At 73.1% G+C, this 23,200-nt stretch carries 21 protein-coding genes; 6 read left to right on the top strand and 15 right to left on the bottom strand.

Annotation, left to right across the window (positions count from 1 at the left end; translation table 11 throughout):
• Positions 1 to 29: 29 nt before the first annotated feature.
• Positions 30 to 1,016 carry a methionine synthase gene (locus AC27IY_RS46775; RefSeq protein WP_487181885.1) on the bottom strand — a complete coding sequence of 329 codons (987 nt, stop codon included), beginning with the start codon at positions 1,014 to 1,016 and terminating at the stop codon, positions 30 to 32.
• A gap of 23 nt (positions 1,017 to 1,039) precedes the next feature.
• On the opposite strand from AC27IY_RS46775, the gene AC27IY_RS46770 reads away from it, so the two are divergent.
• A complete protein-coding gene (locus AC27IY_RS46770; RefSeq protein WP_487181884.1) occupies positions 1,040 to 1,669 on the top strand; it encodes an MBL fold metallo-hydrolase in 630 nt (209 codons plus the stop codon).
• 13 nt (positions 1,670 to 1,682) lie between these two features.
• Here AC27IY_RS46770 and mnmA read toward each other — a convergent pair whose 3' ends face one another.
• A complete protein-coding gene (mnmA, locus tag AC27IY_RS46765; RefSeq protein ID WP_344217464.1) occupies positions 1,683 to 2,756 on the bottom strand; it encodes a tRNA 2-thiouridine(34) synthase MnmA in 1,074 nt (357 codons plus the stop codon).
• 157 nt (positions 2,757 to 2,913) lie between these two features.
• Between mnmA and AC27IY_RS46760 the strand changes: the two genes are divergently transcribed.
• Positions 2,914 to 3,969 (top strand): DUF695 domain-containing protein, encoded by a 1,056-nt coding sequence (locus tag AC27IY_RS46760; RefSeq protein ID WP_344217466.1) that lies wholly within the window; start codon positions 2,914 to 2,916, stop codon positions 3,967 to 3,969.
• Between the two features lie 120 nt (positions 3,970 to 4,089).
• On the opposite strand, the gene AC27IY_RS46755 is transcribed toward AC27IY_RS46760, so the two are convergent.
• Positions 4,090 to 5,253: a cysteine desulfurase family protein gene (locus tag AC27IY_RS46755; protein ID WP_423446490.1), complete on the bottom strand. Its 1,164-nt coding sequence runs from the start codon at positions 5,251 to 5,253 to the stop codon at positions 4,090 to 4,092.
• Positions 5,254 to 5,306: 53 nt separating this feature from the next.
• On the opposite strand from AC27IY_RS46755, the gene AC27IY_RS46750 reads away from it, so the two are divergent.
• A complete protein-coding gene (locus AC27IY_RS46750; RefSeq protein ID WP_487181883.1) occupies positions 5,307 to 5,816 on the top strand; it encodes a TetR/AcrR family transcriptional regulator in 510 nt (169 codons plus the stop codon).
• A 271-nt stretch (positions 5,817 to 6,087) separates the two neighbouring features.
• Complete coding sequence (locus AC27IY_RS46745; RefSeq protein ID WP_487181882.1) at positions 6,088 to 7,281, top strand: MFS transporter; 1,194 nt, start codon at positions 6,088 to 6,090, stop codon at positions 7,279 to 7,281.
• Positions 7,282 to 7,290: 9 nt separating this feature from the next.
• On the opposite strand, the gene AC27IY_RS46740 is transcribed toward AC27IY_RS46745, so the two are convergent.
• The 12 genes from AC27IY_RS46740 to AC27IY_RS46685 form a co-directional block, all read right to left on the bottom strand.
• Positions 7,291 to 7,545, bottom strand: coding sequence for a hypothetical protein (locus tag AC27IY_RS46740; protein WP_487181881.1), 255 nt, complete (start codon positions 7,543 to 7,545; stop codon positions 7,291 to 7,293).
• A 229-nt stretch (positions 7,546 to 7,774) separates the two neighbouring features.
• Positions 7,775 to 8,728 (bottom strand): electron transfer flavoprotein subunit alpha/FixB family protein, encoded by a 954-nt coding sequence (locus AC27IY_RS46735; RefSeq protein WP_344217476.1) that lies wholly within the window; start codon positions 8,726 to 8,728, stop codon positions 7,775 to 7,777.
• A gap of 18 nt (positions 8,729 to 8,746) precedes the next feature.
• Positions 8,747 to 9,526 (bottom strand): electron transfer flavoprotein subunit beta/FixA family protein, encoded by a 780-nt coding sequence (locus AC27IY_RS46730; protein WP_364454124.1) that lies wholly within the window; start codon positions 9,524 to 9,526, stop codon positions 8,747 to 8,749.
• 245 nt (positions 9,527 to 9,771) lie between these two features.
• Positions 9,772 to 10,980, bottom strand: coding sequence for a serine/threonine-protein kinase (locus AC27IY_RS46725; RefSeq protein ID WP_423446500.1), 1,209 nt, complete (start codon positions 10,978 to 10,980; stop codon positions 9,772 to 9,774).
• A 54-nt stretch (positions 10,981 to 11,034) separates the two neighbouring features.
• Positions 11,035 to 12,855 (bottom strand): serine/threonine-protein kinase, encoded by a 1,821-nt coding sequence (locus AC27IY_RS46720; protein WP_423446502.1) that lies wholly within the window; start codon positions 12,853 to 12,855, stop codon positions 11,035 to 11,037.
• Between the two features lie 16 nt (positions 12,856 to 12,871).
• Entirely contained in the window at positions 12,872 to 15,043 is a 2,172-nt protein-coding gene (locus tag AC27IY_RS46715) for a serine/threonine-protein kinase (RefSeq protein WP_487181880.1), read from the bottom strand.
• A 134-nt stretch (positions 15,044 to 15,177) separates the two neighbouring features.
• The gene (locus AC27IY_RS46710) at positions 15,178 to 15,690 is read right to left on the bottom strand and encodes a YbaK/EbsC family protein (RefSeq protein WP_423446506.1); all 513 of its coding nucleotides are present in this window, start codon (positions 15,688 to 15,690) and stop codon (positions 15,178 to 15,180) included.
• 78 nt (positions 15,691 to 15,768) lie between these two features.
• Positions 15,769 to 17,316, bottom strand: coding sequence for a flavin monoamine oxidase family protein (locus AC27IY_RS46705; protein WP_423446508.1), 1,548 nt, complete (start codon positions 17,314 to 17,316; stop codon positions 15,769 to 15,771).
• A 10-nt stretch (positions 17,317 to 17,326) separates the two neighbouring features.
• Complete coding sequence (locus AC27IY_RS46700) at positions 17,327 to 18,169, bottom strand: M55 family metallopeptidase (protein WP_364454142.1); 843 nt, start codon at positions 18,167 to 18,169, stop codon at positions 17,327 to 17,329.
• A 2-nt stretch (positions 18,170 to 18,171) separates the two neighbouring features.
• The gene (locus AC27IY_RS46695; RefSeq protein WP_423446510.1) at positions 18,172 to 19,377 is read right to left on the bottom strand and encodes a DUF6395 domain-containing protein; all 1,206 of its coding nucleotides are present in this window, start codon (positions 19,375 to 19,377) and stop codon (positions 18,172 to 18,174) included.
• Complete coding sequence (locus AC27IY_RS46690) at positions 19,368 to 19,766, bottom strand: hypothetical protein (RefSeq protein ID WP_487181879.1); 399 nt, start codon at positions 19,764 to 19,766, stop codon at positions 19,368 to 19,370. The genes AC27IY_RS46695 and AC27IY_RS46690 overlap by 10 nt, the downstream gene beginning before the upstream one ends.
• A gap of 111 nt (positions 19,767 to 19,877) precedes the next feature.
• Positions 19,878 to 20,651: an enoyl-CoA hydratase/isomerase family protein gene (locus AC27IY_RS46685; protein WP_344217496.1), complete on the bottom strand. Its 774-nt coding sequence runs from the start codon at positions 20,649 to 20,651 to the stop codon at positions 19,878 to 19,880.
• 126 nt (positions 20,652 to 20,777) lie between these two features.
• Between AC27IY_RS46685 and AC27IY_RS46680 the strand changes: the two genes are divergently transcribed.
• Both AC27IY_RS46680 and AC27IY_RS46675 read left to right on the top strand, forming a co-directional pair.
• The gene (locus AC27IY_RS46680) at positions 20,778 to 21,062 is read left to right on the top strand and encodes a HesB/IscA family protein (protein WP_423475463.1); all 285 of its coding nucleotides are present in this window, start codon (positions 20,778 to 20,780) and stop codon (positions 21,060 to 21,062) included.
• 97 nt (positions 21,063 to 21,159) lie between these two features.
• A complete protein-coding gene (locus AC27IY_RS46675; RefSeq protein WP_487181878.1) occupies positions 21,160 to 23,178 on the top strand; it encodes a CehA/McbA family metallohydrolase in 2,019 nt (672 codons plus the stop codon).
• The last annotated feature ends 22 nt before the right edge of the window (positions 23,179 to 23,200 follow it).

Raw genomic sequence — 23,200 nt, 5'->3', positions numbered from 1 at the left:
GACAACACCGTGCTCACGAAGGCGTGCCGCTAGCCCTCGCCGCCCGCCGGATCGTCCTTGAGCACCCGGGCGGCCTTGCGGCAGGCGGCCAGCGTCGCCCGCGCGTACGCGGGCGAGGCCCCGGCCAGCCCGCACGCGGGCGTGAGCACGACCCGCCCGGCCAGCTCGTCCGGCGCGAACCCGAGCCGCCGCCACAGCTCCACGGCCGGTCTGGCGATCGCCCCGAGGTCCGGCAGCCGGCTCCCGGCGCCAGGCACGACCCCCAGGAACAGCGTCATCCCGGCCTCGACCAGCTCGCCCAGCTCTTCCTCGTCCCGCCGCCGCAGCAGGGAGGCGTCGACGGAGACCCCGCGCGCCTTGGCCCGCCGCAGCAGCGCGAACGGCACCGCGGGCGCGCAGCAGTGCACCACCGGCTCGCCGAACAGCCCCAGCGACTCCTCCACCCGCCACTCCTCCACGGCGGCCAGCCGCCCGAACCCGGACGCCGTCGGCACCGTGCCCGCCAGCGCCCCCGGCAGGCCGGGCTCGTCGAGCTGCAGCACGATCTCCGTCACGCCGGGCAGCCGCCGCCGCACCTCGGCGCAGTGGTCGGCCACGCCCTGCGCCAGCGAGGCCGTCAGGTCGCGTACGGCCCCCGCGTCGGCGAGCATCTTGTCGCCGTGCCGCAGCTCGATCGCCCCGGCCAGCGTCCACGGCCCGCACACCTGCACCTTGAGCGGCCCCTCGTAGTCGTGGCCGATCTCCTCCAGCCCGTCGAGGTCGCGCCGCAGGTGGTCGACGGCCCGCTGATGGTCGCGGCCGGGCCGGTCGGCGATCCGCCAGCCCGACGGCTGCACCTCGACGGGCATGTCGACCAGCAGCGAGGCCGTCCGGCCGATCAGGTCGGCGCCGACGCCTCGCGCGGGCAGCTCGGGCAGATAGGGCAGTCCGGGCACCTCGCCGAACACGACCCGGATCGCCTCAAGATGATCGTCGCCCGGGTGCGAGCCGACCCCGGTGGCTTCCCACGTTGACATGGCACAAGCGTAGGCTCTTCGCCATGGAGCTCACGAAATACGGTCACGCCTGCGTCCGCCTTGAGAAGGACGGCAAGGTCCTCGTCATCGACCCGGGCTCGTTCACCAGGGACCCGGTGCTGGACGGCGCCGACACCGTGCTGATCACGCATGAGCACTTCGACCACGTGGACGTGGCGAAGCTGCGGGATTCCTCGCCCGGCCTGGAGGTCTTCACGTGCGAGGGCGTGGCGGCCCAGTTGTCCGAGGTGCCGGCCAAGGTGCAGGTGGTGCGCGACGGCGACGCCTTCGAGACGGCCGGTTTCCGGGTCCGGGTGTTCGGCGAGCGGCACGCGCCCAACCATCCCGACATGGAGATCGTCCAGAACGTCGGCTTCCTGGTGGACGACGAGGTCTTCTACCCCGGCGACGCCCTGACCGTGCCCTCGGCCGAGGTGCCCACGCTGCTGGTGCCGACCGGCGGGCCGTGGCTGAGGCTGGCGGAGATGGTGAACTATCTCCGCACGGTGCGGCCGGCGCGGGCGTACTCGACGCACGACGCCCTCTACAGCGACATCGGGCTCGCGCTGGTGGACGGCTGGCTGAAGATGGAGGCCGACAAGCAGGGCGCCGACATCCGCCGCCTCGCGGTCGGCGAGTCGGTGACCCTCTAGGGTCGGTGACCCGCTAGCCGAGCTGGTCCCTGCTCGCCGACCTGATCGTGGCCGAGCCGATGACCGTGTCGCCGGAGTAGAGCACGGCCGCCTGGCCCGCCGCCACCCCGGTGGCCGGGCGGTCGAGGTCGATGCGCAGGCCGCCCGCGACCTCCGCGAACCGGCAGCCGTAGACCTCGCCGTGGGCGCGGAGCTGGACGGTCAGGTCGTCGCGCCGGTCGGGGCCGTTCCAGACGGGCGGGCCGCAGTGGATCGTGGTGACCTCCAGCGCCGAACGCGGCCCGACCGTGACGGTGTTGCTCACCGGCTCGATGGACAGCACGTAGCGCGGCCGGCCGTCGGGCGCGGGCCGGTCGATGCGCAGGCCCTTGCGCTGCCCGACGGTGAACCCGTGGGCGCCCTGGTGGCTGCCGACGACCGCGCCCTCCTCGTCCACGATGGGGCCCTCGGCCGCGCCCAGCCGGTCGGCAAGGAAGCCGCGCGTGTCGCCGTCGGCGATGAAGCAGATGTCGTGGCTGTCGGGCTTGTCGGCGACCGTCAGCCCGCGCCGGGCCGCCTCGGCGCGCACCTCGGCCTTGGTCGAGTCGCCGAGCGGGAAGATCGCGTGGGCGAGCTGCTCGCGGGTGAGCACGCCCAGCACGTACGACTGGTCCTTGCCCTGGTCGGGGCTCCTGGACAGCACGCCGTCGGTCAGCCTGGCGTGGTGGCCGGTGGCCACGGCGTCGAACCCGAGCGCCAGCGCCCGGTCGAGCACCGCCGCGAACTTGATCTTCTCGTTGCAGCGCAGGCACGGGTTGGGCGTGCGGCCGGCGGCGTACTCGGCGACGAAGTCCTCGATCACGTCGCGCTGGAAACGCTCGGCCATGTCCCAGATGTAGAAGGGGATGCCGATCACGTCGGCCGCCCGGCGGGCGTCGCGGGAGTCCTCGATCGTGCAGCAGCCCCGGGCGCCCGTGCGATGGGATTGGGGGTTGGCCGACAGCGCGAGGTGCACACCGGTGACGTCGTGACCGGCCTCGGCGATGCGAGCGGCGGCCACGGCTGAGTCGACGCCGCCCGACATGGCGGCAAGCACACGCAGTCCCATGACCGTTCAAGCGTACTGTCCGGCACGGGGTGCGCGAGCGCGCCCCACGCAGACACAGGGTGCGCGAGCGCGCCCCACGCAGACACAGGGTGCGCGAGCGCGCCCCACGCAGACACAGGGTGCGCGAGCGCGCCCCACGTCTGCGAGGATTCAGCTCATGCGACTGTTCGGGCGCAAGGACGCCGAGGACCACGGCGGCGGGTCATCCGAGGACGGGCTCGCCGGATTCTGGACGTGGTGGGAGGAGACCAGGCCGGCCGTCGACGCGCTGGTGGCCGCGGGCGACACCGCCGGGCTCGAGGACCTGGTGGCGCCCGCCGTGGCGGCCGTGCACCCCGACCTGGTGTGGGAGATCGCGCCCGGCCGCAACGCCATGCACGCCCTGGTGGTGACCTCGGCGGGCGACGCCGAGCTGCGCCCGCTCGCGCATCGCTGGGCCAAGGCCGCGCCGCCGGCCGACCTGTTGTGGGAGTTCCATCCGTCGCGGCAGGCCAACCCGCAGGCGGCCGAGCTGACGCTGGACGTGGGCGGGTTCGACTTCGCGCTGGACAAGCTCGTGCTGGGCCTGCGGGTGCCGCGCAACCAGCCGCGCGTGGACGTCGCCGCCTACCACCCGATCTTCGCCGAGCTCGACGAGGACGTCAGGCTGGACGCCGCGCTGCTCGCCCTCGACTGGCTTCTCGGCGAGGACGAGGTGGCCCGGTGGGTGGGCGAGATCACGGCGGTGACGTTCGAGCCGATCGACGCCGTGGCCGCCCCGCACCTGCCCGCCGTGGTCGCCGACCTCGCCTCCGGCTACGACGAGGAGGAGTGGGTGCTGCTGGAGGGCCAGACGGCCGGCGGCGCGCCGCTGGTGGCCACCGCCCGCTACCCGCTGCGGCCGGTCGATCATCCGCTCTTCGACCAGCACATCGCGATCACGCTCCCGTACGCGCATCGCGACGAGGCCGGGCTGCCGATCGGCGAGTCGCTGGCCGCGCTGCGCGACTTCGAGGAGCGGCTGGCCGCCCGCCTGCTCAAGCTGCGCGACGACGCGGTGCTGGCCGCGCACCTGAGCGCGGAGGGACAACGGACCATCCACGTCTACGCCGATCCGACCGGTGACGCCGCGATCCACGCCAAGGAGCTGATCGTGAGCTGGGAGGAGGGCGAGCCCCGGGTGGACGTCGCCACCGATCCCGCCTGGACGGCCGTCTCGCCGTTCCTCAGCTAGCGCTCGGCAGCCTCCGGACGCGACGCTCAGCTCTCGGACGCGGCTCAGCCTCCGGACGCGGCGCTCAGCTCTCGGGCGCGGCTCAGCCTCCGGACGCGGCGCTCAGCCCTCGGGCGCGGCTCAGCTCAACCCGGCTCGGCGGGCGCGTTCGACGGCGGCGGGCAGCACCTCGATCAGGCGGTCGATGTCCTCCCTGGTCGAGGTGTGTCCGAGGGAGAAGCGCAGCGAGCCCCTGGCCGCGGCGGCGTCGGCCCCCATCGCCAGCAGCACGTGCGACGGCTGGGCCACGCCCGCCGAGCAGGCCGAGCCGGTCGAGCACTCCACTCCCTTGGCGTCGAGCAGCATGAGCAGCGCGTCGCCCTCGCAGCCGGGGAAGGAGAAGTGGGCGTTGCCGGGCAGCCGCTGGGTGGGATGCCCGTTGAGCACGACGCCGGGGACGGCCTGGCGGACGCGTTCGATGAGCTCGTCGCGCAGCGCGGTCAGGTGGCGGCTCGTCTCCTCCTGGTGCGCGACCGCGGTGCGGACCGCCGCCGCGAGCCCGGCGATGGCGGGGGCGTCGAGGGTGCCGGAGCGTACGTCGCGCTCCTGGCCGCCGCCGTGCTGCACCGGCACCGGCGTGAGGCCCCGGGCCAGCAGCAGCGCGCCGGCCCCCATCGGGCCGCCGACCTTGTGCCCGGTGAGCGTGAGCGCGTCGGCTCCCGACGCGGCGAACGACACCGGCAACTGCCCGACGGCCTGCACCGCGTCGGTGTGGAACGGGATGCCGTGGTCGTGGGCGATGGCCGCGAGCACGTGGAGCGGCTGGATGGTGCCGACCTCGTTGTTGGCCCACATCACGCTGATCACGGCGACGTCGTCGGGGTCGCGCTCGACGGCGGCCCGCAGCGTGTCGGGGTGCACCATGCCGTGCTCGTCGACCTCCAGCAGCTCGACCTCGGCGCCCTGGCTCTCGGCCAGCCAGTGGGCGGGGTCGAGCGCGGCGTGGTGCTCGATGGCGCTGAGCAGCACCCGCCGCCGGGGCCGGCGCGACCAGTAGAGGCCCTTGATCGCCAGATTGTCGGCCTCGGTGCCGCCGGAGGTGAACACGACCTCGCTGGGCCGGGCGCCGAGCGCGTCGGCGATGCTCTCGCGCGACTCCTCCACGACCCGGCGCGTCTGCCGGCCGGCCGCGTGCAGGGAGGAAGGGTTTCCGACCCGCCGGAGTTGCTCCGTCATGGCCTCGATCGCCTCGGGCAGCATGGGCGTGGTCGCGGCATGATCGAGATAGGCGGACGGTCTGGTCACCCGCTCAGGGTATCTCGTTTGCGACTGTACCGTCCGGCCGGTACAGTAGAGGCATGCGAAGGGACGAGCTTTTGGACGCGGCGGAGGAGATCCTCTGCGACCAGGGCTCGGCCGCGCTCACCCTCTCCGCGGTGGCCGACCGGGCCGGCGTCAGCAAGGGCGGGCTGCTCTACCACTTCAACTCGAAGGAAGCCCTGATCAAGGGCATGGTCGAGCGGCTGATCGAGGATTTCGACCAGCTCATGGCAGCCCAGCAGGACGACACCTACACCGAGCGCTACCTGAGGGCGACCCTGGCGGCGGTGCGCACGGGCCGGCTGCGACGCTGGGCCGTGGTGACGGGCGCGTCGGGAAACCTGTTCCTGCTCGCCCCGCTGCGCGAGGCGATGGCCCGCTGGCATCGCGAGGACCTGGAGGCCGAGCCCGACCCGGTGACGTCGCAGATCGTCCGGCTCGCCTGTGAAGGGTTGTGGGATGTCGCCAGCCACGCCCCGGAGCTGAACACCGAGTCCGACCTGCGGACCTTGGAGACGCGCCTGCGGGCGCTGCTCGCGCCCGCCTGACGTCCGGCTCCGCCGCCCCTCACGGCTCCCCCTCCAGGCCCCGCCGGTTCCTGGAATTTTCTCCCTCCTCATCCTGTTCCACCCTCCTGTCTCGCCCTTTCCGTCCCATCTGTCCCATACGTCCCGTCGCCAGTGCTCGTCCGGCGTCGGGGGCTTGGTGTGCCCTCTCCCCCTGCGCGAACGTACGCGCGGCACGCCCGCCCTCGCCTCGTCGGCCGCTGCCCGCCCGAAATATCCCCATAAGTAACTGTTCTGTGGAAGGTGTTGCCGTATGACCCGCGCCCTGAGGAGTGCCCGCTACGGGGCGGTCCTCACTTTCGTCCTTGCCGGCCTGATGGTGGGCACGATGACCGTGCGCATCCCGGCGCTGACCGACAAACTCGGGCTGTCCGAGTCCATGGTCGGCACCGTGCTGCTGGTCTGGGGCGTCGGCGCCCTGGTGACCATGCAGAGCATGCGCCGTGTCATGGCCCGGCTGGGCAGCAGGACGGTCCTGCGGGTCGGCGGCCCCCTGACCGCGCTCTCCCTCGTCGCCGTGGCCTTCGCCCCCGACCTGCCGCTGCTCATGGTGGCCGTGGCGTTCTTCGGGATGGCGTTCGGCATGGTGGACGTCGCCATGAACGCCCAGGGCTCCACCGTCGAGCAGGCGTACGGACGGCCGCTCATGAACGGCATGCACGCGGGCTGGTGCGTCGGCGCGATCACGGCGGGCGGCGTCGGCAGCCTGTCCATCGCCGTCGGCCTGTCGTTCACCGCCAACGTGGCGCTGATCGGCCTGGTCGCGCTCCCGCTCATGATCGCGGTCGGCCGTACGCACCTGCCCGAGGCCCCCGCCTCCGAGCGCTCCGTCGCCGCCGGCCGCCGGCGCCTACCGCCGATCATCTACCTGCTCGGCGCGATCATGTTCTTCGCCTTCATGGTGGAGGGCACCGTCGCCGACTGGAACGGCCTCTACATGCGCGACGAGCTCGGCGCCCCCGAGGCCGTGGCCGCGCTCGGCTACCCGGTCTTCGAGGCGGGCATGCTCATCGCCCGGCTGACCGGCGACCGCCTGCGCGTCAGGTACGGCGTGCGCGGCATGCTGACCGTCTCCGGCGTGGCCACGGCCGGTTTCTTCGGGATCGTGCTGCTCGCCCCGGCGGCGCTGGTGGCGGTGGGCGCGATGTTCTTCGTCGGCCTCGGCGTGGCGACGATCTCGCCGCTCACGCTGTCCCTGGCCGGAACGGCGACCGCCACCCCCGGCCCGGCGATCGCCCAGGCGGGCGCGATGGGGTACGCGGGCCTGCTGCTGGGCCCGGTGGTGATCGGCTTCCTGTCGGACGCCACCACGCTGCGTACCGCGCTCGGCATCGGCGTCGTGCTCGGCGTGCTGATCGCGCTGGCCAGCCGCCTGCTCCCGAGCCGCGAACCGGCCGCGGTGAGCACGCTCCCCGTCACCAGGGAGCGCGAGCCCGCCGCCGCCTGACCTCCGCGCCTAGCTGCCCTCCCGGCGTGCCGGGAGGGCGGCGGCGACGCAGTCGAGGACGCGCCGGAGCCCGTGCCGGAGCTGCTCGTCGCGGCTCAGGCGCGGCTGGCGCGCCGCCGTCACGATGCTGGTGAACATCGGGTGGTCCCCGCTCTTCACCAGCCTGTCGACGTACGCGCCGCTCCGCGTCGTGCTGCGGTACGCGCTGAGCCGGGTGGGCGTCCACGTGGGCCTGGCCGTGAAGAACGAGCGGGTCGCTTCCATGAGTCAGAGTGTCGAACGGTCGCCGAAGTCCTGGCGTCGCCGTCTTCGAGGGTCATGCACGCCGTCACCCCACGCGCCGCCGCAGCGGCGAAGCGGGTTTCGAGTGGGGGTTCGGGGGCCGTGCCCCCCGAGGTCACAGCCTGAGCCCTCTGCGCGAAGCGCCCCTAGGGAGGTCCTTTGGGCGGCGGGCGCCGGGATGCGGGTTCATGCCGCATCCCGGCGTCGTACGTCACTTGCGCTTCTTGATCTCCTCGGTGAGCTGCGGCACGACCTGGTGCAGGTCGCCCACCACGCCGTAGTCGGCCAGCTCGAAGATCGGGGCCTCCGGGTCCTTGTTGATCGCGACGATCGTCTTCGCGGTCTGCATGCCCGCCCGGTGCTGGATGGCGCCGGAGATGCCGGCCGCGATGTAGAGCTGCGGCGAGACCGTCTTGCCGGTCTGGCCGACCTGGAACTGGTGCGGGTACCAGCCCGCGTCCGTCGCGGCGCGGGAGGCGCCCACGGCCGCGCCGAGCGCGTCGGCGAGACCCTCGATGACGCTGAAGTTCTCGGCCGAGCCGACGCCGCGGCCGCCGGAGACCACGATCGCGGCCTCCGTCAGCTCGGGGCGGGCGCCCTTCTCCTGCTTGACCCGCTCGACCACGCGCGTGGCCTTGGCGGCGTCGGACAGGGTGACCGCGATCTCCTCCTCGGCGCCGGCGCCGGCGGACGGGGCGGGAGCGGTGGAGTTGGGGCGTACGGCCACGATGGGCGTGCCCCTGCGGACCTTGGCGCGTACGTTGACGCCGCCGCCGAAGATGGACTGGTCGGCCACGAAGCCCTCGCCGAGGCCCACGGCGTCGGTGATGACGCCGGAGTCGGTCTTGACGGCCAGGCGACCGGCGATCTCCTTGCCCTCGGCCGTGGCGGCCACGAGCACGGCGGCGGGCGACTTGTCGGCCACGAGCTGGGCCAGCGCCTCGGCCTTGGGCGCCACCACGTACTGGACGAGCTCCTCGGAGCCGCCGACGTAGATCTTCTCGGCGCCGTACTCGGCCAGCTTGGCCTTGGCGTCGGCGGTGATGCCGGGGCCGAGCCAGACGGCGGCGGGCGTGCCGAGCGAGCGGGCCAGCGTGAGCAGCTCCAGCGTGACCTTCTTGACCTCGCCTTCGACCTGCTCGACGAGAACGAGAATCTCCGACATTTCAGTAAACCCCCGTTCTCAGATGAACTTCTTGGACGCGAGGAAGTCAGCGGCGTTCGCGCCGCCGTCGCCCTCGTCCTTGACGATCGTGCCGGCGGCGCGCGGCGGGGCCGCGGCGAAGTCGACGACCTCGGACCAGGCGGCGTCCAGGCCGACCTGCCCGGCGTCGATGGAGGCGTCGCCGATGGCGAGCGTCTCGACCGGCTTCTTCTTGGCCGCCATGATGCCCTTGAACGACGGGTAGCGCGGCTCGTTGATCTTCTCGACCACGGACACGACGGCGGGCAGCGCGGCCTCGATCTTGTCGAAGCCGTAGTCGGTGATGCGCTGGACGCGGATCGAGGTGCCCTCGACCTCGACCTTGTTGGCCAGCGTGAGCTGCGCGGCGCCGAGGCGCTCGGCCAGCATGGCGGCCAGCACGCCGGTGCGCGCGTCGGTCGACTCCGAGCCGAGGATCACCAGGTCGAAGCCGATCTTCTTGAGCACCTGCGCCATCGCGTACGAGGTGGAGAGCGCGTCGGAGCCGTGGAGCGCGTCGTCGCTCAGGTGCACGGCCTTATCGGCGCCCATGGCGAGGGCCTTGCGGATGGTCTCGGTGGCCTTGCCGGGGCCCATGGTCAGCACGGTGACCTCGCCACCGTGCGCTTCCTTGAGCTTCAGCGCCTCCTCGACCGCGTACTCGTCAAGCTCGTTGACCACGCCGTCGGCGGCGTCGCGGTCGAGCGTCTTGTCATCGGACCGCAGCTTGCGCTCGGTCGCCGTGTCGGGGACCTGCTTCACGCAGACGACGATGTTCATGGCCGGTGGCCGACCTCCCGTTTCGCGTGCGCCACCGCGTCGCTGCGGTGGGCGCCGGATGCAATGCTGTCCAGACTGCCAGGTGCCTGTCCGGCCTCCGGCAGAGGGTGGCTTGTCGCGGTCATGTTACCCATGAGTAGCTTACGCGCAAACCGTGCGGAAGCACGGTCGGCACGCCGGACTCTGCCCCTCCACCATACCGAACTTCATTCTGTTCGTGCCGCCCGCCCCCCGCAGTGGCCGGCTCAGGCCGACAGCAGGAACACGACCCCCACGACCAGCGCCGTTCCGGCGAACAGCGCCAGGGTGAAGGTGCTGAACACCGCCGCCAGCCCGAAGCAGAGGCCGACAACCCCTGCCACAGCGACCATATCGACGATCACACGGGACCGCCGGTACGGGCCACGCGTGAACAGCGCGACCCCGGCGTCCGAGACCACGCCCAGCGCGTACGCCGCCAGCAGGAACAACCCCACCTCCGGCAGCACCTTCCAGGCCGCGGCCGCCAGTAACGACACGAACAGCCCCGACCCGATCACCCACCGCCTGCGCACCTTCTCCCGGTGCCGCGCCCTCGACTCCTCGACCCTGCGGCGCCGCGGGTCCTCGCCCGGCCGCCACTCCATGGTCGCGGTGTCGTCGCCGGGCCGCGCGGGCACGGGACGGACGGCACGGGGAGCGGCGGGCACGTGCTCGACGCCCAGAAGGGCGCAGATCTGCGCCGCCGTCGGCCGCTTGGCGGGGTCGGTGGCCAGGCACTCGCGTAACAACGGCGCCAGCCACCCGGGCACGCCCTCCAGGTCGGGCGGATGGTGCACGACCCGGTAGGCGACCGCGGCGGCCGGGCCCTGCCCGTACGGCTGCCGCCCGGTGGCCGCGTACGCGAGGGTCGCGCCGAAGGAGAACACGTCGGCCTCCATGCCCGCCTGCCGCCCCTCCAGCACCTCGGGGGCCAGGTAGCCGGGCGTGCCCACCACCGCGCCCGAGGCGGTCACCGACAGCGAGTCCAGCGCGCTGGCGATGCCGAAGTCGATGACGACCGGGTCGCCCTCGGTCAGGATGACGTTGGCGGGCTTGAGGTCGCGGTGCACGACCCCGGCCTCGTGCATGGCGACCAGCGCGCCGGCCAGCCCGGCGGCCAGCCGCCGCAGGTCCTCGACCGGCGTGGGGACGGCGCTCAGCGGCCGGCCCTGCACGTAGCGGGTCACCAGATAGGGACGCCCGCCCTCCAGCGAGGCGTCCAGCACCTCGGCCACGTTGGGGCCGCCGACCCTGCGCATGGTCTCCACCTCGCGCGCCAGCCGGGCCAGCGCGGCGGCGTCGGCGGCGACGTGCGGGTGCAGCACCTTGACGGCGACCGTACGGCCCTCCGCGTCGAGCGCCAGGTGCACCTCGCCGAAGCCGCCCGACCCCAGGCGCGAGAGGAGTTCGTACGGGCCGAGGCGCTCGCTCATACCTCTACTCTCCCCAAGGGAGCGGCCGGAGACACGCCGGCACCCGTCGCCGGCTCAGAACCAGTTGGTCAGGAAGCCCAGGCCGAGGTCGTCGAGCAGGCTGCCGATGAGCCCGGTGATCAGCCCGGTCACCGTCTGGCTGGCCTGCGCGCTCAGCTCGTCGATGATCTTGCTGGGCGCGCGCCACGGCGTCCACACCGGGTCCTGCCCCAGCGCGAACATCACCGCGAACAGCGCCGCCGTGCCCACCACCACGACCGCGACCAGGGCCGCGCCCGGCGTGCGCAGGACGCCGGTGAGCGAGCGGGTGACCGCTTGGCGCGGCGCGCCGCCGCCGGGCAGCACGAACAGGCCGGCCGCCATGGCCCCGGCCCCGTACGCCGCCGCCTCGTTGAGATGCATGCCGCCCGCCCAGTGGAGCACGCCCCACACGCACACGCCGAACAGCAGCGCCAGCGGCACGTGCACCGCCGTCACCAGCGCCGACTTGATCAGCGCCCACGGCGTGCCGACCAGCGCGAGCAGCGGGTCGGCCGCGCTGCTGCCGCGCACCTGCCGCCGCTTGACCATGTCGCCGAACAGGTATTCGCCGAGGCGCAGCACCAGCGCCAGCGCGACCGCGATCGCGCCCGCCATGACGGGCAGCATCACGGTCACCGCCACCAGCGTGACCAGCAGCAGCAGCCCCGTGAGCTGGGCGCCGAACAGGTAGCGCTTGCGCTCGGCGGGCGGCTGGGTCTGCTGGCGCGGCGCGGGCGGCGGCGTGTAGGGCCGCACCTGCTGCTGCGGCGGCGGCGCGGGGTAACCGGCCACCCGCTGGTCGCCGTAGGGCGGGCGGGCCGGCACGTAGGGCGGCGGACGCTCGTCCTGCCGGGGCCGCTCCTCGTGGCGCGGACGCGGCGGCGCCTGCTCGCGCCGCTGCCTGGGCGGCGGGGGCGGCGGCGGCTGCGGCTTGGCGTACTCGACCGGCGGCAGCAGGTCGGAGTAGTCGCTCTGGCCCATCACGCGGGTGCCGCTGCCCATGCGCTTGGTGCCGGTCGGCCCGTCGAACGACGTCGTCTCGTTGAACGTCGTCACCGCCGGGTCCAGCGCCCTCGCCATGCGCAGCAGCTCCTGCGCGCTCGGCCGGGAGGCGGCCTCGACGTGCAGCGCGCGGCTCAGCCAGCCGCGCAGCCAGGCGGGCGCCTTGTCGAGCTGCGCCCGCCCTTCCATGATGTTGAAGCAGACCGACTCGAACGTCCCCGTGCCGAACGGCGGCGCCCCCGTGGCCGCGAAGAACACCGTCGAGGCCAGCGCGTGCACGTCGGCCGCCTGGGTGATCTCGGAGTCGCGGATGATCTCGGGCGCGAGGTAGCCGGGCGTGCCGACGAACATGCCGGTCTGCGTCAGCCGGGTCGCGTTGACCAGGTGGGCGATGCCGAAGTCGATGACCAGCGGCTCCCCGTCGACCAGCATGACGTTGGACGGCTTGAAGTCACGGTGGATCACGTCGGCCGCGTGGATGGCGACCAGCGCCTGGCACAGCCCCTGCGCCAGCTTGATCACCTCGCGCGCGGCGAGCGGCCCGTCGGCCAGGACGGTGTCCTCCAGCGTGCGGCCGGGCGCGAAGCGCGTCACCACGTAGGGCTGCCCGCCCACGAGCTCGGCGTCGATGACCTCGGCCACGAACGGGCTCCGCACCCGCCGCATGGTCTCCACCTCGCGGGTGAGCCGGTCGCGCGCCTTGAGGTCGGCGGCCACGTGCGGGTGCAGCACCTTGATCGCGACCTCGCGCCCCTCGCCGTCGAGGCCGAGGTGGACGACGCCCATGCCGCCCTCGCCGATCTTCCTGACCAGCCGGTACGGGCCCAGGCGTTCCGGTGCTTGAATGCTCATCGCCGCCCTTCCCGTGTCATCCCCCGGTGTTCACCCTCAAGCCGTCCAGTTGGTCCGTCACTGGCCCGACGTTCAGCGGAGTCCATCCAGCCCCCCTTGGCTTGTCCCCGAACGTGCTGATGGCGAGGATCAGCGAGAGCGCGGCGACCGCCGCCAGAACTCCCGCCATCACCATCGCCGCTGTCCTCGAGGGTACGAGCGATGCGAGTGTTCTGCGCATCTGCTTGCCGGGGCCCTCGACCCCGGGCCCCGCGCAGACCGTCCAGAGCGCGACCGCCGCGCCCCAGGCCAGGGCGTTCGACGTGGTGGTGTCGGTGACCACCGTGAGCAGCAGCGTCACCGGCAGCCCCAGGATGAGCGCGTAGAGCGTGAGCGCGAGCGTGATGCCCGCCGACTTGGCCAGCGCCGCCGGGTAGGCGAAGACCCGCAGCACGTCGAGCGCCGCCGCCCCGGCCGGGCGCCTTCCGGCGAGCTGCGGCTGCGCGAGGTCGGCCGCGCGCAGCAGCACCGCGAACGGGACGGCCACGACCGCCACGAGCAGGGGCTCCAGCGCCGCCGCCACGACCATGATGACCAGCAGCATCCAGCCGGCCACGCCGTACGCCCTGGACCGCTGCAGCGGGTTGCCCGGGATCACGCCCGGCAGGTAAGGCTCCCGCTGCGTCGGGTCGTGATGGTAGTGCTGCTGCGCCGGGATGTAGGGCGGCGGCTGCATCGGCATGGGGCCGTGGCGGCCGTACTCGGGAACGTCGGGGGCCACGCGGCCCGCCGGGTCGTAGCCCGGGGCCATCCGGCCGGCGTCGGGCACGGGCCCGGCCACGCCGGGGGTGAGCCGCGCCGCGTCGAGCCCCTGCCCGTGCAGGTTGGGCCCGGAGAGATTGGGCCCGGAGAGGTTGGGGCCGGACAGGTTGGAGCGGCCCAGCTCCGGCGAACCGGGACGGACCCGGCGAGTGGGCACGTCCTCCTCGCCGGACGGCACCGGGTGCCCGCCGCTCTGCAGGCCGGGCCAGGGCTGCACGGGCTGCTGCACGGGCTGCTGCGGGGGCGCCGCCGCGGCGTTCTCGCGCTGGATGCGGCGCAGCTCCTCCGGCGTCACCCTGCGGGTGGGCCAGGGGTCGCCGCCGTCGCCGAGCAGGCTCTCCGCGGGCACGTTGGGGTGCGATCCGCCGGGCACGCCGGAACCCGGCGGGTTCGGGGCCTCCTGGCCGGGCAGCAGCGACACGTACGGCTGGTCCTGCGGCGGGATCGTCGGCTGCCGCTCCTGCCCGTCGAGCAGCCGCCGCGGCGTGACCGCCGGCGTGGAGATGTCGTAGGACGGCCGGTCGGCGAGGTGCGGCGGCGGGTTCTCCGGCGGGCGCGGCACCGTCGAGATCTCGTCGGGGACGCTGCCCGGCGGCGGCTGCGGCAGCATCCGGGCGGTCTGCTCGGCCAGCTCGGCCGCCTTGGGCCGCTTGGCCGGGTTGCGCTGGAAGGCCGCCTTGAGCAGCGGCTGCAACGTCGCGGGAGCCGCGCTCACGTCGGCCTTGCCCGCGGTGATGTTGTAGAAGATCATCTCCAGCGTGCCCTTGCCGAAGGGCGGCTGGCCGGTCGCGGCGTAGAGCAGCGTGCCCGCCCAGGCGTGCACGTCGACCTCGGGGCCCGCCTCCTGGCCCTCGATGATCTCGGGGGCGAGGTAGCCGGGCGTACCGATGAACATGCCAGTCTGCGTCAGCCGGGTCGCGTCGACCGCCTGCGCGATGCCGAAGTCGATGAGAACGGGCTCGCCGTCCAGGATCAGCACGTTGCCCGGCTTGAGGTCGCGGTGGATCACGCCCACCGAGTGCACCGAGGCGAGCGCCGCCGCCACGCCGTGCGCCACCCGGACCAGCGCGGGCAGGTCGAGCGGCCCGTCGTCCTTGACGATCTCGTCGAGCGGACGTCCGGGCACGTAACGGGTGACGATGTAGGGGCGATGACCGGTCACATCGGCGTCGACCACTTCGGCGATGTATTTGCTGCGCACCCGGCGCATGGTCTCGACCTCGCGCGAAAGCCGCCGCCTGGCGACCTCGTCGCCCGCGACCTCGCCACGCAGGACCTTGACCGCCACCTGCCGCCCCTGCGGGTCGACAGCGAGGTGGACAACGCCCATCCCGCCTTCACCGAGCCGCCTGAGCAGCCGGTAAGGGCCTAGTCGGTCATCGTTCATGGCATGAAGCACCATACCGGCTTAATCCCCGCCCACGAGATGAACCATGAGGCCACATTCCCACCTCGTACAACGTCCGGAAGGGCCTCTCCGGTTTCCCGGACGTGGGTCTCGAATCGGCCTCGATTTCTCCTTCAGCCCGCCAGCGGCAGGACCTCGGCGCGCTTCAGCCCGGCGAGCGCCGCACCGGGCAGCGCCAGTTTCGAGCGGCGCAGCCCGCTGCCGATCACCACCCTCGCGTGCTCGGCGACGTGCGTGTCCACCAGGATCGGCCACTCCTCGGGCAGGCCGATCGGGGTGATGCCGCCGTATTCCATGCCGGTCAGCTCGACGGCCTCGGCCATCGGCGCGAAGCTCGCCTTGCGGGCTTCGAGATGCCGGCGCACCACGCCGTTGACGTCGGCCCGCATCGTCGCGAGCACCATGCAGGCGGCGTAGCGGGTCTCGCCGCCCCGTTTCGCGGCCACGATCACGCAGTTGGCGGACTCGTCGAGGCGTACGCCGTAACGGTCGCAGAACGCCGCGGTGTCGGCCAGGTCGGGGTCGATCTCGGTCACCTCGACGCCGTCGACCGCCGTCACGGCCCGTGCCACCGGGCCGGCCAGCAGGTCGGCTCGTCCGGTGGCGGGCTCCCAGTGCAAGCTCATGCCATCTCCTTGTTCGCCTCTCCCGGAAACCCTACGGCGGTCCGGGGAGTGGCGGGGTTCAGGGGACGGCCGGTGCCGTCAGGCCGACCGCACCGCGCGCTGGTGCAGCTGGGTGACGGCGGCGCGGGCGGACTCCATGGCCCCCGCCTGCCAGGCGATCAGCTGGGTGAGCCAGTCGCCCGCGAAGTAAACCCTTCCGGCGGGGCGTTGCAGAAGAGTGAAGGACGAATCAAAGACCGGCCAGCGCACCCACGCCCCCTCGATGTGCGGCTGGCGGTGCCAGGCGATCGAGACGTCGGCCAGCACGCCCTGGCGGTACTTCTCGCCGTGGATCTTCTTGCCCTGGGTGAGCGCGCGGCGCCGGCGGTCCTCCGGGGAGAGCGCGCCGTACAGCTCGGCGTCGCGCTCGGTGTTGTAGTAGCCGACGAGCACGCCGCGGCCGGAGTGGTAGCCGTGCGAGGGATACCAGATGTGGGTGATGTCGAGGTCGGTCTCGGTGACGCCGCCGTAGATGCGGTCCTCGCTCTCCCACCAGCGCCGGTCGTACTCCAGGCCGATCTTGCCGGCGGCGACCGGGACCGGGGTCTTCAGCGCGGCCGTGACCTCCGCGCCGAGGTTGTGCGGGATCTTGGCCATGACGTGCGGCGGGAGCGCGGCCACGCAGTAGTCGGCCTTGATCGAGCCGCCGTCCCAGACGACCTCGACGCCGTCGGCCAGCGTCGTGATCCCGGTGACCTTGGCCCCGGTCCTGATCCGGTCGGCGCCGACGGCCTCGACGAGCTTGACGACGATCGCGTCCATGCCGCCGACCGGCTGGAACATGGGGGTGGCCATGTCGTGGCCGAAGTCGTTCAGCACCAGCCGGCCGGTGCCGGCGGCCAGCACGTCGGTGAGGGAGAGGGGCGCGTCGAGCGTGCCCGCGTCGACCCCCGGGTACGTCGCGAAGCCGCGGCGCGCGGAGCCGTCGTACTCCATCTTCGGGCCGAGGTCGCCGAAGCGGCGCAGGAAGTCGAGCAGCCGCTCCCGGTCCTGCGCGGAGACGGCCCGGTCGAGCGCGCCGCGGTCGGTGGCCTTGGCCAGCAGCTCGGCGACGTAGCCGTACAGGTCGGCGCGGGCGGCGCGGACCCGCATGGTCCGCCCGCCGGTGTGGACGTAGGCCATGGCGTTGTGGTTGACGAACACCTCGACGGGGACGCCCAGCTCGCGGCAGTAGTCCAGGGTCAGCATCCAGGGCGCGATGCGGCCGGGGCCGGCGTTGAAGTACTGGCCCTCGCCGAACGCGGCCTGCTGCACCGGGCCGTTCAGCTCCGGCAGGCGGTCGCCGCCGCGCAGCGTCAGGTTCCGGCCGCCCGCCTTCTCCCTGGCCTCCAGCACGGTGCAGTCGTAGCCGGCCTTGCCCAGCTCGTACGCCGCCGTCAGCCCCGCCACCCCGGCCCCCAGGATCACGACCTTGGCCGAGCCCTTGCCGCGCAGCGTGAAGTCGCCCTGCCGGGGTGGGGTGAACGCCTTGTCCTGCTCCGACGGCGCCAGGCCGAGGGCGCCCATGGCCGCGTACATGGCGCCCGCGCCGCCCGCCGCGCCGATCCCGATGAGCAGCCCTCGCCGCGTCAGCGCCGCCCGTTCCACGTCCCGCTCCTCATCCGTACGGGCCGCTGCCGCACGCTATCTGGCCGCCGATCGTGGCGAAGATGCCGAACAGAGCCATGATCTGGGTGAAGTCGTCCGTGGTGAACTCGGTGTGCCGCGAGCCCACCTGCTTCACACCCGGCACGAGCGCCACGGCGGCCGCGATGGCCGTCGAGTTCCACTCCACCCCCAAGGTGTACGGCGCCTCCACCCGGTACGGAGTGAAATCGCCGAGCCGCCCCAGCGCGCGGGCCGCCGCCTCGCGGATGCGGGCCTGGGCCACGCTCGGCGGCAGCAGCTCGGCCGAGAACTTGTCGATGCCCTTCTTGACCGCCACCGTCTCGACGTCGCCGAGGACCTCGCGGGCCTCCTCGCCGACGGCCTCGTCGCCGGTGACCAGCACGACGGGCACCCCGTGGTAGCCGGCGCAGGCCGCCACCAGCCGGGTCTCGCCGCACGGCTCGCCGTTGAGCTGGACGTTCTGGATCTCCTTGCCCATCCACGTGTGGTTGAGCACGCCGTCCTGGACGCCCGCCCGCGCGTGGTAGCCCACGAAGCACGCCGCCGCGAACGACCCGTCGAGGCCCTGCGCCATCCGCTGCGCCTTGCCGGGGCCGCGGATCAGGCTGGCCCGCGGGTCCAGCAGGTCGATGCGGAGGTTCTTGGTGGAGCCGTGGGCGTCGTTGACCAGCACGGTGCCCGCGCCCGCGTCGAACGCGCCCGCGACCGCGGCGTTGGCGTCGGCGGTCATCAGCTCGCAGCCGCGCTCGTAGCCGCGCCCGCCGGTGTGCATCTCCTCGGGATCGGTGAGGCCGGTCACGCCCTCCATGTCCACCGACAGATAAACCTTCACGGTCAGTTCCCCCAGTTCTCCACGCGCCGAGTCTCGGCCTCGGTCATCATCCCGACGTTCTCCGTCATGAACGCGGCCGCCTGCGCCCGCCACGCCTCCGGGATCTCCTCGATCGCGGGCGGGTAGCAGTGGTCGAGCCAGCTCGTGGACTCCTCCGTCGCCTCGAAGAAGTCGAGCGCCGGGCCGAAGAGCGTGTTCTCGATGCCCGGGACGCGGGCCAGGCCGTACTCGATCATCTCCTGGCCGCCGTAGGGCGGCTTGCGCAGCCACTTGCGGGCGAACGGGCGATCGGCGGTGACGGGCGTGTTCAGCGGGCGGCGCTCGACGGCGGCCTGGATGAGCTCCTTGTAGAGGCACTTGCCGCAGTCGCGGCACGGGCCGTCGGTGCCGCGCAGGCACCAGCGGACCTGTTCGCGCAGGTCGGAGTTCAGGGCGAGGCGCATCGTGGTCGCCTCGCTGACGCCGCCGACCGGCAGCACCAGGTGGACGCCGGCGGCGGCGAACAGCCGGCCCCACTTGCCGTGCGGCGACCACATGGGGTTGTCGGGGGTGTAGCGGTGCAGGTAGCGGCCGCCGCCGAGCCAGCGTGAGCCCATCTCGTAGCCGAAGCCGAGGCCGCCGAGGCCGAGCTGGTCGGCGAGGAGCAGCGCCCCGGCGGCGACCGCGTGGTGCTCGGGGTAGCCGGGGCGGGGCTCGGCGAGGGTGTACTCCAGGTCGGAGGTGACGGTGGTGACCTCGCGCCCGGTCTTCGCGGCGAGCTTGGCCAGCACGTCGGAGCGGTAGTGCGGCCACCGGTTGGGAATGCGCCGGTGCGGCACCCGGCGGAAGTGCAGGAAGGGCGACTCGGGGAAGATCGTGGCCGCGGCCACGGAGTCGGCGCCGCCGCTGTAGGAGATCCCGAGCGTCGGCCCCGGCCGCCGCGGCTCGGCGCCGACCGGCCCGGCCTCGACGCCCCAGCCGTCGTGCAGCGCGGCGGCGACCTCGGCCGAGATGGCCCGGTCGAAGAGCACCCGCCTGCGCGTCCAAGGGGCGACGACGGTCCAGGCCGCGACGGCGAACAGGTCGGGATGCGCGTCCCCGGGGACGCCGCCGATCGTGCAGGAGTTGATGGCGAGCTTGACGGGGTGCTCGTCGGAGGCCCTGCCGGTGATCTCGTCCTCGGCGTCGAGGCGGAAGCTCAGGTCGCCGCCGGTCCAGGTCACGCGCATGGGCGTTCCTCTCCGGAGCTCTGGCCGGGCACGGGCGTGCTCTGCCGGGCGCGCAGGTCGTCGATGGCCTGCCAGACCAGGACCTCGTTCTGCAGCACGCCGTCCAGCGCCTTGGCCGTCTCCTGCGCCAGCCGGTGGGCGTCGTCCAGCCGCGCCTTGTCCGTCGCCGCCTTCTTGTCCGCCCCCGCGGGGCGCGGCGCGGGCTTCGCCACGGCCTTGCGCAGCCGCTCGACCTCGGCCTGGAGCCCGGTCACCTCGCGCCGGAGCGTCTGGACCTCCCAGAGCGCGTCCCTGATGTCCTGCCGGTGGTCGGCGACGGAGATGTACCGGGAGTCGAACCATGTGCGCACGGCCTTCCGGAGCCGCGCGGGGACCAGGGTGCGCATCATGAGACGTCACGATACTGCTAAAGGCAGAGTAAAAAGTGCGCCAGCGATAACAGGTACAGCTCTGTATGGACCGCCCCCCGGAGCCGGGGAGCGGCCTGTGTAATCAACTGTTTACCGGCCGGTGAACTTGGGCTTGGCCTTCTCCGCGAACGCGCGCATGCCGATCTTGGCGTCGTCGGTCGCGAACAGGCCGGAGAACTGCAGCCGCTCGATCTCAAGCCCGGTGTCGAGATCGACCTCCAGGCCCTGGTCGACGGCCTGCTTGGCGGCGCGCACCGCGATCGACGGGCCGCCCACGAACGTCGCGGCCCACTCCAGCGCCGCCGTGTAGACCTGCTCGTCCGGCACCACCCGGTCGACCAGGCCGATCTCCAGGGCCTCGGCCGCGGACACGTGCCGGCCGGTGAAGATCAGGTCCTTGGCGCGGGCCGGGCCCACCAGGCGCGGCAGGCGCTGGGTTCCGCCCGCGCCGGGGATGATGCCGAGCAGGATCTCCGGCTGGCCCAGCTTGGCCGACTCGCCCGCCACCCGGAAGTCGGCGCACAGGGCGAGCTCGCAGCCGCCGCCCAGCGCGTAGCCGGTGATGGCGGCGATGACCGGCTTGCCGATGCGGGCCACCGTCGTGAAGCACGCCTGCAACGTGCTGGAGTGAGCGGACATGTCCGCGTAGGACATGTCGGCCATCTCCTTGATGTCGGCACCCGCCGCGAAGACCCGCTCGCCGCCGTAGAGGATGACCGCCTGCACCTGCGGGTCCTCGTCCACGATGCGGGCCGCTTCGGCGATCTCTCGTTGGACCTGGCCGTTGAGCGCGTTCATCTTGGGACGGTCGAGACGGATCGTGGCGATCTGGTCGGCCACTTCGACGCTCACAAACTCACCCATGGTCCGAACCTAACAGGCCGCTCCCCCGCCGCCCGGCCGGGCTCGGGCGCGTCGGCGTTTGCTCCTCCGGCTGGCGGGGAGGCGAAGGTCTTCCCGCAGGTCTTCCCGCAGGTGAGGAGGTCGGACGTGCTGACTGTGACCGACAAAGCCGTGGACGCGATCCGCGACCTGATGGACGGCGAGGACGTGCCGCCCCACGCCGGCCTGCGCATCGCCGCCATTCCGGACAGGGCGGGCACGCTGGAGCTGTCTCTGGCGAGCACGCCGGAGGCCGGGGACCAGGTGATCGAGAAGGGGGACGTGCGGGTCTTCGTGGCCGAGGACACCGTGGCGGTCCTGGACGACAAGTCGCTCGACGCCCGGCCGGGGAGCCCGGGGCAGCCGACGTTCCACCTGGACCGGCGGCCCTAGCCTTGGCGGATTTGTCACTACGTACCCACTGATATCGGTCGCACGGCGGCAGATCCCGTGTCACGATGACGGCGCGTCCGATCTCAAGGAGTGCCCGATGTGTCACGATCCGTTGTTACCGGAAGCCGTCGCCCGCGCCGTGGCCCACTACCGCTCGCTCCGCGACGAGCACGGGGTCACCTGGGGCGAGCCGTCCCTCTCCTACGTCACGCAGGCCCGCGCCACGGTCTTCCTCGACCTCAGGCACCGCTTCTGGGGCCCGGCCATGAGCCTGCTCGCCGCCCGCCACCCCGGACTGTCCGACGGGGAGCTGGAGGACCGCCTCGGCGAGGTGGACGTCGACCTCGTGGTACGCGACGCCCTCGGCGACGAGGTCGCCGACAACCTGCCCGCGCTGCGCCTGACCCCGTCCGGGGCGGCGCTGGAGGCCGTCGGGCGCGTGCTGCTCGACGGCGCGCCGCTGCGCACCGCGCTGCTGCTGGACTCGCGCACGGACGACCCGGTCGAGGTGGTCGTGGACGGTGTGCCACACGTGGTGCCGCCGCGCGGCGCCGAGATCGTCGAGGTGACGGGTGAGGTGGTCGTCGCGGGCCGGGCCGTGGACCTGTCGCCGCTGGCCCGGCGGGCCGGCGCGGCGGCGCTCCGGCTGCGGGCCGGGTTCCCGTGCCGGTGGAGCGTGACCGGCGCGAACGGCCAGGGCTGGTATCCCGAGGGCGTCCCGTCCAAGGTGGACGCGCACGGGAGGCCGTACTTCCATGGCGACGACCTGGTGGTGGCCGTGCCCGCCGAGCCGCTGACCGTGACCGTGACCAGGGGCATGGAGTACGCCTCCGCCGAGACCGCGGTGACCCCCGTCCAGGGCGGCGAGACGCTGGTCGAGCTGACCCCCGAACGCCTCTACGACGCCGCGGCCCGCGGCTGGTACGGCGGCGACCTGCACGTCCACCTCAACTGGATGGGCGAGGAGCCGGCCGCGCCCGAGCTGGCCGCCGCCGCGCAGCACGGCGAGGACCTGCACGTGCTCAACCTGGTCGCCGGCAACGTGGCGGCCGAGCGGGTCTACGACGCCGAGGCGCTGGAGCACTGGGCGGGCCGCGACCTGCCGTGGTCGGACGGGCGCCACCTCGCCAGGTTCGGCGTCGAGTACCGCAACGACCTCGTCGGGCACGCGACCGCGTTCGGGCTGCGCGCCGCGCCGGAGCGGCGGCACTCGGGCTTTCTCGGCACGGCCGACTGGCCGCCGAACGCGGTGGCGCTGGAGGAGCTGAGAGAGCTCGGCGGCGTGACCGGCTACGGGCACCCGTTCCACACGCCCTTCGGCGACGACGACCCGCCCGACGTGGTGCTGAGCCGCGGGCGGAACTGCTCGGCCAGGGAGATCGTGGCCGACGCCGCGCTCGGCCTGGTGGACTGCCTGGACGTGCTCAACCACTCCTCGGTCGCCGCCACCGCCGCCGTCTACCGGCGGCTGATCGGCGCGGGCAACCGGCTCGCCGTCACCGCGGGCACCGACGCGGTGCTGTCGTTCTGCCGGCGCGGCACGGCGTCCTCGCCGCCGGGCTGGGAGCGCGTGTACGCGCACGTCGGCGGGCCGCTGACCGCCGAGTCCTACGCCGAGGCGCTCCTGCTGGGCCGCACGTTCGCGACCTCCGGGCCGTGGCTGGAGCTCACGGTGGACGGCCACGGTCCTGGCGACACGCTGGACCTGCCGGTCGGGGCCCGGGTGGAGATCGCCGTGAGCTCGGTGGGGCCCGAGGTCGAGTCGCTGGAGATCCGCACCGCGGACGGCGTGCTGGCGCAGGGCCCGCCGGGGCGGCTCGCGGCCTCGCTGGTGGTCGGCGAGCCCACGTACGTGGTGGCCGTGGCCACGGGCGGGCCGCACCCGCGCGCCTTCCACCCGTCCGGCGCCTACGCCCACACCAGCCCCGTCTACCTGGACGTGGCCGGCGAGCACGTGGCCAGGCGGGCGGACGTGCGCTGGTGCCTCGCCTGGCTGGACCGGCTGACGGAGCTCCTGCACGAGCACGGCTCCTTCGAGACCGAAGAGCAACTGGCCGACCACCTGCACCTGTACGAGCGCGCCAGAGCGGTCTACGGGGGACGCCTGACCCCATGACTGAAAAAAGTCTTCGCAAAGA

This window comes from Nonomuraea sp. B208 (assembly GCF_057536035.1).
This window is presented reverse-complemented; position numbering and strand designations above follow the sequence as displayed.

Excerpts from the sequence above, each read along its gene's own strand:
- AC27IY_RS46775 (WP_487181885.1), bottom strand. The coding sequence starts at position 1,016 with ATGTCAACGTGGGAAGCCACCGGGGTCGGCTCGCACCCGGGCGACGAT.
- AC27IY_RS46770 (WP_487181884.1), top strand. The coding sequence starts at position 1,040 with ATGGAGCTCACGAAATACGGTCACGCCTGCGTCCGCCTTGAGAAGGAC.
- mnmA (WP_344217464.1), bottom strand. The coding sequence starts at position 2,756 with ATGGGACTGCGTGTGCTTGCCGCCATGTCGGGCGGCGTCGACTCAGCC.
- AC27IY_RS46760 (WP_344217466.1), top strand. The coding sequence starts at position 2,914 with ATGCGACTGTTCGGGCGCAAGGACGCCGAGGACCACGGCGGCGGGTCA.
- AC27IY_RS46750 (WP_487181883.1), top strand. The coding sequence starts at position 5,307 with ATGCGAAGGGACGAGCTTTTGGACGCGGCGGAGGAGATCCTCTGCGAC.
- AC27IY_RS46745 (WP_487181882.1), top strand. The coding sequence starts at position 6,088 with ATGACCCGCGCCCTGAGGAGTGCCCGCTACGGGGCGGTCCTCACTTTC.
- AC27IY_RS46740 (WP_487181881.1), bottom strand. The coding sequence starts at position 7,545 with ATGGAAGCGACCCGCTCGTTCTTCACGGCCAGGCCCACGTGGACGCCC.
- AC27IY_RS46735 (WP_344217476.1), bottom strand. The coding sequence starts at position 8,728 with ATGTCGGAGATTCTCGTTCTCGTCGAGCAGGTCGAAGGCGAGGTCAAG.
- AC27IY_RS46730 (WP_364454124.1), bottom strand. The coding sequence starts at position 9,526 with ATGAACATCGTCGTCTGCGTGAAGCAGGTCCCCGACACGGCGACCGAG.
- AC27IY_RS46725 (WP_423446500.1), bottom strand. The coding sequence starts at position 10,980 with ATGAGCGAGCGCCTCGGCCCGTACGAACTCCTCTCGCGCCTGGGGTCG.
- AC27IY_RS46720 (WP_423446502.1), bottom strand. The coding sequence starts at position 12,855 with ATGAGCATTCAAGCACCGGAACGCCTGGGCCCGTACCGGCTGGTCAGG.
- AC27IY_RS46715 (WP_487181880.1), bottom strand. The coding sequence starts at position 15,043 with ATGAACGATGACCGACTAGGCCCTTACCGGCTGCTCAGGCGGCTCGGT.
- AC27IY_RS46710 (WP_423446506.1), bottom strand. The coding sequence starts at position 15,690 with ATGAGCTTGCACTGGGAGCCCGCCACCGGACGAGCCGACCTGCTGGCC.
- AC27IY_RS46695 (WP_423446510.1), bottom strand. The coding sequence starts at position 19,377 with ATGCGCGTGACCTGGACCGGCGGCGACCTGAGCTTCCGCCTCGACGCC.
- AC27IY_RS46690 (WP_487181879.1), bottom strand. The coding sequence starts at position 19,766 with ATGATGCGCACCCTGGTCCCCGCGCGGCTCCGGAAGGCCGTGCGCACA.
- AC27IY_RS46685 (WP_344217496.1), bottom strand. The coding sequence starts at position 20,651 with ATGGGTGAGTTTGTGAGCGTCGAAGTGGCCGACCAGATCGCCACGATC.
- AC27IY_RS46675 (WP_487181878.1), top strand. The coding sequence starts at position 21,160 with ATGTGTCACGATCCGTTGTTACCGGAAGCCGTCGCCCGCGCCGTGGCC.